This window comes from Streptomyces sp. MB09-02B, from assembly GCF_033794485.1.
In the GTDB taxonomy this organism is placed as follows: domain Bacteria; phylum Actinomycetota; class Actinomycetes; order Streptomycetales; family Streptomycetaceae; genus Streptomyces.
Window position 1 is genome coordinate 60746 of sequence record NZ_JARGEE010000006.1, and the last position, 11033, is coordinate 71778.

General features: G+C 70.0%; 11 protein-coding genes and 1 pseudogene. 5 read left to right on the plus strand and 7 right to left on the minus strand.

Annotated elements, in window-relative coordinates; all coding sequences use genetic code 11:
- Positions 1 to 17: 17 nt before the first annotated feature.
- The 3 genes from P1P70_RS02255 to P1P70_RS02265 all read right to left on the minus strand — a co-directional run bounded on the left by P1P70_RS02255 (position 18) and on the right by P1P70_RS02265 (position 3812).
- Entirely contained in the window at positions 18 to 596 is a 579-nt protein-coding gene (locus P1P70_RS02255; protein WP_319234075.1) for a TerD family protein, read from the minus strand.
- Between the two features lie 170 nt (positions 597 to 766).
- On the minus strand, positions 767 to 2902 hold the full coding sequence (gene uvrB, locus P1P70_RS02260; protein ID WP_319234077.1) for an excinuclease ABC subunit UvrB: 2136 nt from the start codon (positions 2900 to 2902) through the stop codon (positions 767 to 769).
- 40 nt (positions 2903 to 2942) lie between these two features.
- Entirely contained in the window at positions 2943 to 3812 is an 870-nt protein-coding gene (locus tag P1P70_RS02265) for an MHYT domain-containing protein (protein WP_319234079.1), read from the minus strand.
- Between the two features lie 280 nt (positions 3813 to 4092).
- Here P1P70_RS02265 and P1P70_RS02270 point away from each other — a divergent pair, with 280 nt between their 5' ends.
- Both P1P70_RS02270 and P1P70_RS02275 read left to right on the plus strand, forming a co-directional pair.
- Entirely contained in the window at positions 4093 to 4962 is an 870-nt protein-coding gene (locus P1P70_RS02270) for a glycerophosphodiester phosphodiesterase (protein ID WP_319234081.1), read from the plus strand.
- 85 nt (positions 4963 to 5047) lie between these two features.
- A complete protein-coding gene (locus tag P1P70_RS02275) occupies positions 5048 to 5602 on the plus strand; it encodes a methylated-DNA--[protein]-cysteine S-methyltransferase (RefSeq protein ID WP_319234082.1) in 555 nt (184 codons plus the stop codon).
- Positions 5603 to 5681: 79 nt separating this feature from the next.
- Here P1P70_RS02275 and P1P70_RS02280 read toward each other — a convergent pair whose 3' ends face one another.
- Positions 5682 to 6110, minus strand: a complete 429-nt coding sequence (locus P1P70_RS02280) for a VOC family protein (protein WP_319234084.1) — start codon at positions 6108 to 6110, stop codon at positions 5682 to 5684.
- A gap of 105 nt (positions 6111 to 6215) precedes the next feature.
- Between P1P70_RS02280 and P1P70_RS02285 the strand changes: the two genes are divergently transcribed.
- Entirely contained in the window at positions 6216 to 7115 is a 900-nt protein-coding gene (locus P1P70_RS02285; RefSeq protein WP_319234090.1) for a pseudouridine-5'-phosphate glycosidase, read from the plus strand.
- A gap of 1 nt (position 7116) precedes the next feature.
- Entirely contained in the window at positions 7117 to 8052 is a 936-nt protein-coding gene (locus P1P70_RS02290) for a sugar kinase (RefSeq protein WP_319234085.1), read from the plus strand.
- Between the two features lie 37 nt (positions 8053 to 8089).
- On the opposite strand, the gene P1P70_RS02295 is transcribed toward P1P70_RS02290, so the two are convergent.
- On the minus strand, positions 8090 to 8887 hold the full coding sequence (locus P1P70_RS02295; protein ID WP_319234086.1) for a methyltransferase domain-containing protein: 798 nt from the start codon (positions 8885 to 8887) through the stop codon (positions 8090 to 8092).
- A gap of 284 nt (positions 8888 to 9171) precedes the next feature.
- Here P1P70_RS02295 and corA point away from each other — a divergent pair, with 284 nt between their 5' ends.
- Positions 9172 to 10299 (plus strand): magnesium/cobalt transporter CorA, encoded by a 1128-nt coding sequence (corA, locus tag P1P70_RS02300; protein ID WP_319234087.1) that lies wholly within the window; start codon positions 9172 to 9174, stop codon positions 10297 to 10299.
- Between the two features lie 54 nt (positions 10300 to 10353).
- Here the strand turns inward: corA and P1P70_RS02305 are convergent, their stop codons facing one another.
- Both P1P70_RS02305 and P1P70_RS02310 read right to left on the minus strand, forming a co-directional pair.
- Positions 10354 to 10782, minus strand: a complete 429-nt coding sequence (locus P1P70_RS02305; RefSeq protein WP_319234089.1) for a CBS domain-containing protein — start codon at positions 10780 to 10782, stop codon at positions 10354 to 10356.
- A gap of 149 nt (positions 10783 to 10931) precedes the next feature.
- Positions 10932 to 11033, minus strand: a pseudogene (locus P1P70_RS02310) (uridine kinase); the annotation flags it as partial.

Below are 11033 nucleotides of genomic sequence, written 5' to 3' on the forward strand. Positions count from 1 at the left end.
ACTGCTTCGGTGCGTGCCTACAGGACCGGCAGGATCGCCGGCATCAGGTCCTGGAAGGTGCGGCCGTTGGCGGGCGAGCCGATGGCGGTCATCTGCCAGCCCGTGCCCGCGCGGTGCACCTTGGCCATGATCTGGGCGGTGTACTGGCCGCCGCCCGCGAGGGTGTAGCGCGCCAACTCCTGGCCGTTGGTCTCGTCGACCAGCCGGCAGAACGCGTTCTGCACTTCCTGGAAGGTCTGGCCCGTGAAGGAGTTCACCGTGAAGATGATCTGGTCGATGTGGACCGGCACCCGGGCCAGGTCGACGAGGATCGCCTCGTCGTCACCGCCCTGGCCGACGCCGCCGACCAGGTTGTCGCCGGTGTGACGGACGGAGCCGTCGTCGCTCACCAGGTGACGGAAGAAGACGACGTCGACGGGCTGCTTGTCCGCGAACAGGACGGCGGAGGCGTCGAGGTCGATCTCACGGGTGCGGGATCCGAACAGGCCGCGCCTGGGGGCAGCCTGCCAGCCGAGACCCATGCGCACCGCGGTCAGGCTGCCTCCGTCGTTCTTCTGCAGACTGATGGCCTGACCCTTGGTCATGTTGACGGTCACGCGCTGATTCCCCTCTCGACTGTCCCCTGTTTCCGCGGAGGCCGCGGATGTGCAGCACCTTACGCAGCGGCACTGACATTGCCGCAGCCTGTGTCGCACTTTGTGTCGGTCTTGCAACACAGCGCGCCGACGCCGGGGCGTGCCCCTCCCCGGCGTCCGTGGATCGGCGGTCAGGCCAGGCCCGCCTCCTTCATCTGACGCAGTTCCTTCTTCATCTCGGAGACCTCGTCACGCAGCCGGGCGGCGATCTCGAACTGCAGCTCGGCGGCGGCCGCGCGCATGCGCTCCGTCATGTCCTCGATCTGCTGGGCGAGATCGGCGGCGGGACGGTCGGTGGGGACGGTCTCGGCGGCCTTGGCCCTGCCCTTGGCGGACTTGGCCGCCTTGCCGCCGAGGGAGGGCACGGGGGCCTTGGCGCCCTTGCCGTCCTTGCCCGTGCGATAGCCCGAGCCGAGCAGCTGCTCGGTGTCGACGTCCTCGCGGGCGATCTGCGCGACGATGTCGTTGATCTTCTTGCGGAGCGGCTGCGGGTCGATGCCGTGGGCCGTGTTGTACGCGACCTGCTTCTCCCGGCGCCGGTTGGTCTCGTCGATGGCCCTCTCCATCGCCGGGGTGATCTTGTCGGCGTACATGTGGACCTGGCCCGACACATTGCGCGCCGCGCGGCCGATGGTCTGGATCAGGGAGGTGCCGGAGCGCAGGAAGCCCTCCTTGTCGGCGTCGAGGATCGCCACCAGGGAGACCTCGGGGAGGTCGAGGCCCTCCCGGAGGAGGTTGATGCCGACCAGGACGTCGTACTCACCGGCGCGCAGCTCACGCAGCAGTTCGACACGTCGCAGGGTGTCGACGTCGCTGTGGAGATAGCGGACCTGGATGCCGAGTTCCAGGAAGTAGTCGGTGAGGTCCTCGGCCATCTTCTTGGTGAGGGTGGTGACGAGGACGCGCTCGTTCTTCTCGGTGCGCTGCCGGATCTCGTGCACCAGGTCGTCGATCTGGCCCTCGGTGGGCTTGACGACGACCTCGGGGTCGACCAGGCCGGTGGGGCGGATGATCTGCTCGACGTGGCCGTCGGAGCGGGACAGCTCGTACTGGCCGGGGGTCGCCGAGAGGTACACCGTCTGGCCGACGCGCTCCTGGAACTCCTCCCACTTGAGGGGGCGGTTGTCCAGCGCGGAGGGCAGTCGGAAGCCGTGGTCGACGAGGGTGCGCTTGCGGGAGGCGTCGCCCTCGTACATGGCGCCGATCTGGGGCACGGTCACATGGGACTCGTCGATGACGAGGAGGAAGTCGTCCGGGAAGTAGTCCAGCAGGGTGTTCGGCGGGGAGCCGGGCTCGCGGCCGTCGAAGTGCATCGAGTAGTTCTCCACACCGGAGCAGGAGCCGATCTGGCGGAGCATCTCCAGGTCGTACGTGGTGCGCATCCGCAGCCGCTGGGCCTCCAGGAGCTTGCCCTGCTTCTCCAGCTCCGACAGACGCTCGCCCAGTTCCTTCTCGATGTCGTTGGCGGCACGCTCCAGGCGCTCGGGGCCGGCGACGTAGTGGGAGGCCGGGAAGACGTAGAGCTGCTGGTCGTCGCTGATGATCTCGCCGGTGAGGGGGTGGAGGGTGGAGAGGGCCTCGATCTCGTCGCCGAACATCTCGATGCGGACGGCGAGCTCCTCGTAGACCGGGAAGATCTCGATGGTGTCGCCGCGGACGCGGAAGGTGCCGCGGGTGAACGCCAGGTCGTTGCGGGTGTACTGGATGTCCACGAAGCGGCGCAGCAGCGTGTCCCGGTCGAACTCCTCGCCGACCTTGAGGGGGACCATGCGGTCCACGTACTCCTGTGGCGTACCGAGACCGTAGATGCAGGAGACGGAGGCGACCACGACGACGTCGCGGCGGGTGAGCAGCGAGTTGGTCGCGGAGTGACGCAGGCGTTCCACCTCCTCGTTGATCGAGGAGTCCTTCTCGATGTAGGTGTCCGACTGCGGGACGTACGCCTCGGGCTGGTAGTAGTCGTAGTACGAGACGAAGTATTCGACCGCGTTGTTCGGCAGCAGCTCACGGAACTCGTTGGCCAGCTGGGCGGCCAGGGTCTTGTTCGGCGCCATCACCAGGGTCGGGCGCTGGAGCTTCTCGATCATCCACGCGGTGGTGGCGGACTTGCCGGTGCCGGTCGCGCCGAGCAGGACGACGTCCTTCTCACCTGCTCCGATACGCCGGGCGAGGTCGGCGATGGCCGTGGGCTGGTCGCCGCTCGGCTGGTAGGGGCTGACGACCTCGAGGGGCGCCACCGTGCGTTCGATCTTGGAAACGGGCCGCATGCAATCCACCGTACGACCCCGCACTGACAACGGGCTCCGATCAGCGGTTCTGCGGTGTGCGGGATCGCCGCTCGCGGTGCTCCTGGCCGGTGCGGGAGTCCGGGTGCCGGCAGATGTGGGCGGTCGCCTGGGCCGGGATGCCGGGTCGGCGCTCGACCGGGTTCGTGTGGAACCTGCCCATGATCATGAACGGGTCGAACATCACGACGACTCCCGCGAGGAGCAGGAACACCAGCGGGCCGATCATCAGCGGGGCCAGCAGGGCGGCGGACGAGGAGCCGACGGCCGGGTCGGGGCCCGCGACGCCGTGCAGATGGACGCTGAGGGCGGCCATGCCCGTGTAGTGCATGCCGCTGACGGCGATCCCCATGACGAGGCTGGCACCGACGCTCCACAGGAAGCCGCGGACCTGTCCGGCGGCCCACAGGGCGGCGATCGCGGCCACCACGGCGATGACGACCGAAGCCGCCACGGTGACGGTGTTGTACTGCAACGTGCCGTTGAGCCGCATGCCGGCCATGCCCAGGTAGTGCATGGAGGCGATGCCCAGGCCGGTGATGGTGCCGCCGGTGAACAGCGCGGCCCCGGTGGCCCCCTTGGAGCCGACCATGAAGATCCCGATGCCGACCATGACGATCGCCACGGCGAGGCTCGCGAACGTGGTCAGCGGGTCGTAGTGGATCGGGGTCTGCAGGACCTTGAACCCCATCATCGCGACGAAGTGCATGGTCCAGATTCCGGAGCCGATGGCCGCCGAGCCCAGCGCGAGCCAGCCGATCCGCCACCGGCCGTCCACGAGCATCGATCTGGTGGTGCAGCGCAGGCCGAGCGCGCCCCCGAGGCAGGCCATGAGATAGGCCACCACCGGAGTGACGAGTCCGTAGCTGAAGCCGTCGACCGTGCCCTGCATTCGCGGCTGCCTTTCCCGCCCTGTCGCGTCCCTGGATTTCCTGCGATGCCCCCAGCCCCGGCACCGCCACGACGGTCAGGGTTGTCGCAGAGAGTATGACCCCCACCGGAATGGTCGAACGATTTTCCGGCAAAGAAACACGGCCTTGCCCCACTTGTGCGGTGCCCGTGAGCGGACTTGGGCAACTCCATTCAATTCATGGCCATCCTGCGCACCTCTGCCGTTGACCCTCTGCTGTCACTCTTGAGCTGACCGTGATCGATCGACGCGAGGAGTACGCATGCACGTGCGCGCAGTTGCCGCCGCGACCACAGCGTTCTTGGGGGCCACCGTCCTCCTGCTCCCCACTTCCGCCGCTCACGCGGCCGCCGACGCCGGGAACCCACTGGTCGTCGCGCATCGTGGAGCTTCCGCCTACGCGCCCGAGAACACCCTGGCCGCTGTCGACAAGGCCTACGAGATGGGCTTCGACTGGGTCGAGAACGACGTCCAGCGCACCAGCGACGGCAGGCTCGTCGTCCTCCATGACGCGACGCTGGCGCGCACGACCAACGTGGAGGAGCTCTACCCCGAGCGTGCGCCCTGGAACGTGGCGGACTTCACCGCCGCGGAGATCGGGCGCCTGGACGCGGGCAGCTGGTTCGGCGCCGACTACGCGGGCGCGCGCGTGCCCACGCTGGAGCAGTACATGCGGCGGGTGTCACGCAACCACCAGAAGCTCGTCCTGGAGATCAAGAACCCGCAGCTCTACCCGGGGATCGAGCAGCAGACCCTGAAGGTGCTGAGCAACGAGGGCTGGCTCGGCCCGGCCCACCTGGAGAAGCTGGTGATCCAGAGCTTCAGCGCCGACACCGTACGCCGGGTCCACGAGCTGAACCCTGCGCTGAAGACCGGTCTGCTCGGCACCCCGGACATCGCCGACCTCCCCGAGTACGCCAGGTTCAGCGACCAGATCAACTCCTCGTACACGACCATCTCGGCGTCCTACGTCGCCACGATCCACGCGCTCGGGGGTCCGCACGGAAAGCCGTTGGAGATCCTCACCTGGACGGTGAACGACGCCGCCAACGCCCGCCGGGTGGCCGACTACGGCGTGGACGGCATCATCACCAACAAGCCGGACGTGGTCAGGGGCGCCACCCAGGGCTGACGCGGCGGTCCGCGGCCGGTGATGCGCGCTCCGGAGCGGAGCGCACACCACGGCCGTTGTCGGTGGCGGCCCGTACGGTGGTCCCATGAACAGCCACGCGCAGGAAGAGCAGCTGGTGGTGTGGGCCGTCGTCGGCTCGGACATCGGCCCGCTGCTGCTGGCCGCGACGGACGAGGGCCTGGTCAACGTCGTGTTCCACGCCACGGAGCCGGTGCGCGACCGGACCCTCGGCCGGCTCGCCTCCCGCCTCGGCACCACCCCGGTGGAGGCGCCCGACACCCCTCAGCTGGCCGAGGCCATACGTCAGTTCGAGTCTTACTTCGCGGGCGAGCTGCACGACTTCGCGCTGCCGCTCGACTGGTCGCTGATATCGGGGTTCAACCGGCAGGTGCTGCGCGAACTGGCGTCGGGCGTCCCCTACGGCTCGGTCGTGGGCTACGGCGACCTCGCGCGGCGCGTGGGGCAGCCCGGTGCGGCCCAGGCGGTCGGTGTCGCGATGGGGTCGAACCCGCTGCCCGTGGTGGTGCCGTGCCACCGGGTGGTGGAGAGCGACGGCGGCATCGGCGGGTTCGGCGGCGGACTGGAGACCAAGCGGAAACTGCTGGCGCTGGAAGGGGTGCTTCCGGAGCCGTTGTTCTGAGCGGGTTGTGGCCGGCCTGTGCGCGTCCCTGGACGACCTGGGTGGCCGGGGCCCAGCTCTTGACGGCGGCCGGGGCGCGCTACTCGTAGTGCCGCGCCTCGAAGACGTTGCCGTCCGGGTCCCGGAAGTAGAAGCTTCGCCGGGCGAGGCCGCGGGCGCCGAAGGAGTCGTGGGAGACCTCGGAAACGGGGACCGCCTGCTCCTCCAGTCGGCCGCGCAGTTCGTCGAAGGCGGGGCCGGGCATGGCGAGGCACACGTGGTTGACGGGATGCCCGGCACCGGCGGCGGCGCCCGGCACCATCCTCATCTTCGGAGCCATGGCCAGCGGCATGAGATCGATGATGGTCTCGTCGTTGACACGGACGGAGGGGAAGGGCGCCTGTCCCGCCGAGTACTCGTCGAGCCTCACGGGTTCCAGGCCCACGGCCTTCTCGTAGAAGCCGGCCGCGGCGACGGGCTCCCGTACCCAGAGGACGACATGGTCGAGACGTGTCGTGTTCTCCTTCATGCACCTCAGGCTGGTGTCCTGCACCACAGAGCGCAAGGGTTTGGCCGGACGCGCTGTCCGCCAGGGATGAGAGAAGAACGTCAGACAGGAGGCAAGCGCGTGCTGATGGTGTCCGAAGAGGTGCGGGAAGCGGTTGACGCGCGTCGACCCGTGGTGGCGCTGGAGTCGACGATCATCGCGCACGGGCTGCCCCGCCCCCGCAATCTGCAGGTGGCGCTGGAGCTGGAGGAGGTCGTACGGCAGGAGGGCGCCGTACCCGCGACGATCGCCGTGCTGGACGGGCGGCCCCATATCGGCCTCGACAAGCAGCAGTTGGACCGGGTCGCGAACGAGGACGGCATCCGCAAGCTCGGGCATCGCGATCTGCCGACGGCGGTGGCCGCGGGCGTGAGCGGTGCGACCACCGTGTCGGCGACCGCCCAGCTGGCGGCCCTCGCGGGCGTACGGGTGTTCGCGACGGGTGGGCTCGGAGGCGTGCACCGGGAGTGGACGGTGACCCAGGACGAGTCCGCCGACCTGGGGCTCCTCGCACGCACCCGGATCACGGTGGTGTGCGCGGGCGTGAAGTCGATCCTGGACGTTCCGGCGACCTTGCAGCGACTGGAGACACTGGGTGTCGCGGTCGCCGGGTACGGCACGGACCGCTTCCCCGGCTTCTACCTCTCCGACTCGGGCCATCCGGTGGAGTGGACGCTCGGGTCGCCGGGCGAGGTCGCGGACGTCATGCGGGCGCAGGACGCGCTCGGCGGCCCCGAGTCCGCGCTGATCGTCGCCAACCCCGTGCCGGAGGAGGAACAACTCGATCCGGAGCTGCACGCGCGCGTGCTCGCGGAGGCGCTGGCGGCGTGCGAGGCGGAGGGTGTCACGGGCCAGGCGGTCACACCGTTCCTGCTGAGCTATCTCGTACGGCACACCGACGGCGCTTCCCTGAGCGCCAACCTGGCGGCGGTGCGCGGCAACGTACGGCTCGCGTCGCGTATCGCGGCGGCGTGGGCCGGGGCGTGAGGTGACCGACCGGCGGGGTGCGGACGGGCGCGGGGCACTGCTCGTCGTGGGGGACGTCGTGACGGATGTCGTCGCCCTGCACCGCGGGCCGCTCGCGGCGGGCACCGACACGGCCTCCGCGATCCGGACGCTGCCGGGCGGGGCGGGCGCCAACGTGGCCTGCTGGGCGGCTCATCGCGGCTGCGCGGACGTGCGGCTGCTCGGGCGCGTGGGCACGGACGGGGCGGCGTGGCACGAGCGGGAGCTGCGGGCCTCGGCGGTGCGACCCCATCTGGTGGTCGATCCGGACGCGGCCACGGGGACGGTGATCTGCCTGGTGGACACGGGTGCCGCGGCCGAGCGCACGTTTCTCACCGACAGCGGTGCGGCGCTGCGGCTGGACCCGGACGACTGGTCGCCTGCCCTGCTCGACGGGGTCGCGCGGCTGCACCTGTCGGGCTATCTGTTCTTCGCCGAGCCGAGTCGCGCGCTGGCCGCCGTGGCCCTCGAGTCCGCACGCGCGCGTGGAGTGCCGGTGAGCGTGGACCCCGCGTCGGCGGGGTTCCTGACGCGGCTCGGTGTGGACCGTTTCCTCAGGCTCGTCGAGGGGATCGATGTGCTGCTGCCCAGCCGCGACGAGGCCCATCTGCTGACCGGGCTGCCCGATCCGGCCGACGCGGCGGCCAAGTTGAGCCGTCTCGTCCCCCTGGTAGTGGCGAAGCAAGGGGCGGACGGCGCCCTCGTCGCGTGCGGGGGCGTCGTCGAGTCTCGGATCCCGGCGGTACCCGCCACGCCCCGCGACACCACCGGCGCGGGCGACGCCTTCACGGGGGCGTTCCTGGCGGCGTCGCTCGCGGGCGCGGACGCCGAGGGGGCGGCCGCCGAGGGGTGCCGGGCAGGAGCGCTGGCGGTGGAGACGGTCGGCGGGAGACCGCCGGGGAGCGCCCGGGCCATGTGAACAGGCGACCGGTCCGCCACCGGACCGGTCCCTACCGCTACGCCTTCCGGCCCCAGGCCGAGATCAGGGGCGGGGCGGCTACGTCCATCGCGCCGGAGGCCACGGTCGCCAGATGCCGGTCGATCTCCTCCTCCGTCGCGAGGCTCGCCGTGACGAGCTCCTGGCGGAACCGGTCGACGGTCGTCGACTCCAGGGCGGCGCACGCCGGTGCGGCGACGGGGAAGTACGCGTCGGCCTCCACACCGCGCAGGCCGGCGGCCCGCAGCAGACGCGGAAGTCTGCGGCCGTGCGCCGGGTCGGTCCCGCGTTCGGCGAGCAGCTCGCGCACGGCCTGGCGAAGCCGGTTGGCCAACCGGTGCTCGGGGCCGGACTCCTCGAGGCAGGCCAGGGGTTGGAGGGCGGGGTCGATGTCCTCGATCAGGAGCCGTCCGCCGGGACGCAGCGCCTTGATCATCGACGACAACGCCTGCTCGTGGTCGGGCGCATGGGCCAGGGCGAGCCGGGCGTGCACCAGGTCGAAGCCGTCACCCGGGGGTTCGTCGGCGCCCACGTGATGGACGAGTGCCTCGACCGGCGGGCGGGTGACCGAGGGCACGGCCCAGGAGATGTCGGTGTCCGTCGCGATGACCTTGCCCGTCGGCCCGACCTTCTTGGCCAGCCAGGAGACCACCGAGGCGCCGCCCGCGCCGACCTCCCAGCAGCGCCAGCCGGACCCCAGACCGAAGGCTTCCATGTGCCGGAACGTCGTGGGGTCGAAGAGCGTGGCGAAGGCGTCGGGGCCCTGCCCCGTCTCGGCCCGCCGGTGGTCGAGGAGATAACCGTCGGTTTGCATCATGCCCCGATCATCCCATTTGACCGACTTGCACTACACGGCGACGCTCCCGCAGCCGCGAAGGCCACCCACCCCGCGACCGGCCGGAAGCGTCGACATGGAGACGACCGGATCCGAACGACCGGATCCGAACGACCGGATCGGAACGGCCCCGCCGCTTCGGACGTCTACAAGTGGAGCGGAATGCTCCGTTCCCACAGCCTTACCCGGCACTCGATCAGCCCTGGCACACTGGCGCCACAAGGCACGGAGTGCGGTGCGAGGAGATCCACGCAAGGAGAAGCCAGATGTCCATGGCAGGGAATCTGCGGAAGGTCACCGGCCTCGACAGGGTCGTCGGCCTGCGCACGATGGCACGGCTGGCCCGACGGCGTCCCCGCGTCGACCTGAGCCATCCGGCCCGCTCCCCGCTGGGCACCTCGGTGGTGAACTGCGTGACCTACCACAAGGGTGTCCGCTCCCCCGCTGTCCGCGATGTCGTCGAGGCCGTCAAGCAGGTCCGCCGGCACGACCACGGCTTCGTCTGGCTGGGACTGCACGAGCCGACACAGCGGGAGTTCGCGGGTATCGCCGAGCTCTTCGGCCTGCACCCGCTGGCGGTCGAGGACGCGATCGAGGCCCATCAGCGCCCGAAACTGGAGCGTTACGACGACACGCTGTTCGCGGTGTTCAAGACGGTCTGCTACGTCGAGCACACCGAACTGACCGCGACCAGCGAGGTGGTGCACACCGGCGAGATCATGGTCTTCGTCGGCGCGGACTTCGTGATCACCGTCCGCCACGGACGGCACGGTTCGCTCGGTCCGCTGCGGGAGGAACTGGAGGCGAATGTCGAACAGTTGGCGAAGGGACCGGCCGCGGTGCTTCACGCGATCGCGGACCACGTGGTCGACGACTATCTGAGCGTCACGGACTCGGTCCAGACGGACATCGACCAGGTGGAGACCGACGTGTTCGCCGCGAACGGCGCGCGGGTCGACCCGGGCCGCATCTACCAGCTCAAGCGCGAACTGCTCGAACTGAAGCGAGCGGTGGCCCCGCTCGCCCGCCCGCTCCTGGAACTCACCTCACGACCGATCCGGGTGGTCGACCCGGAGATACAGGCCTACTTCCGCGACGTCTCCGACCACTTGCTGCGGGCCACCGATCAGATCGCCGCGTTCGACGAACTGCTGAACTCGATCCTGCAGGCGCATCTCGCGCAGGTCAGCGTCGCGCAGAACGAGGACATGCGGAAGATCACGGCGTGGGCCGCGCTGATCGCCGTACCGACCATGGTGTGCGGGGTCTACGGCATGAACTTCCAGTACATGCCGGAGCTGCACTGGAAGTTCGGCTATCCGCTGGTCCTGGGAGTCATAGCCACCGCCTGCGTCACCCTCTACCGGGGCTTCAAGCGCAACGGGTGGCTGTGACGCCCGGAGCGGGGAGATGATCGGGCGGTCGGGCGCCGCGCCCGACGCCGACGGTCAGTGCGTCGTGCTCTTCGCGTAGACGCTCTCGACCCAGGAGGCGATCTGATCGTCCGACAGGTGATGGGCCAGGTCGGCCTCGCTGATCATGCCGACGAGACGCTTGTTCTCGATCACCGGGAGCCGGCGGATCTGGTGCCCCTTCATCTCCTGGAGCACCTCGCTGACGTCGGCGCCCGCGTCGATCCAGCGCGGTGTGCCCTTGGCCATTTCGCCGGCCGTGATCGTCGACGGGTCGTGGCCCAGGGCGACACAGCCGACGACGATGTCACGGTCGGTGAGGATGCCGCAGAGCCGTTCGTTCTCGTCGCTGATGGGCAGTGCACCGACGTTCAGCTGGCGCATCAGCTGGGCGGCGCGGTCGAGGGTCTCGTGGGCGGGGATCCACTGGGCGCCGCGGTGCATGATGTCTCCGGCGGTGGTCATGTAGTACCTCCCGTTGCCGGACGGCCGGCGCGGCGCAGGACGCACCGCTAGTCCCGGCGCCCTACATTCTTGCCGCGACCGGGCTAAGGCGCATGCGGAGCGAAACGCCGCGCCCCCACCGGACGAGGCCGGGGCTCGGTGCACGCGGGGGACGCGGGGGCGCCGTCGAAGGCGATCCGCGGCCAGGGCGAGTCGTCGTCCGGCTTCAGGTCGAGGAGGCGGTCGGCGAGAAGGTCGGCGAGCCGCTCCCA

What these genes read in the sequence shown, in the direction of transcription:
- uvrB (WP_319234077.1), bottom strand. Translation starts at nt 2,902, where the DNA reads ATGCGGCCCGTTTCCAAGATCGAACGCACGGTGGCGCCCCTCGAGGTC.
- P1P70_RS02285 (WP_319234090.1), top strand. Translation starts at nt 6,216, where the DNA reads ATGGTGTCCGAAGAGGTGCGGGAAGCGGTTGACGCGCGTCGACCCGTG.
- P1P70_RS02275 (WP_319234082.1), top strand. Translation starts at nt 5,048, where the DNA reads ATGAACAGCCACGCGCAGGAAGAGCAGCTGGTGGTGTGGGCCGTCGTC.
- P1P70_RS02270 (WP_319234081.1), top strand. Translation starts at nt 4,093, where the DNA reads ATGCACGTGCGCGCAGTTGCCGCCGCGACCACAGCGTTCTTGGGGGCC.
- corA (WP_319234087.1), top strand. Translation starts at nt 9,172, where the DNA reads ATGTCCATGGCAGGGAATCTGCGGAAGGTCACCGGCCTCGACAGGGTC.
- P1P70_RS02265 (WP_319234079.1), bottom strand. Translation starts at nt 3,812, where the DNA reads ATGCAGGGCACGGTCGACGGCTTCAGCTACGGACTCGTCACTCCGGTG.
- P1P70_RS02305 (WP_319234089.1), bottom strand. Translation starts at nt 10,782, where the DNA reads ATGACCACCGCCGGAGACATCATGCACCGCGGCGCCCAGTGGATCCCC.
- P1P70_RS02295 (WP_319234086.1), bottom strand. Translation starts at nt 8,887, where the DNA reads ATGATGCAAACCGACGGTTATCTCCTCGACCACCGGCGGGCCGAGACG.
- P1P70_RS02280 (WP_319234084.1), bottom strand. Translation starts at nt 6,110, where the DNA reads ATGAAGGAGAACACGACACGTCTCGACCATGTCGTCCTCTGGGTACGG.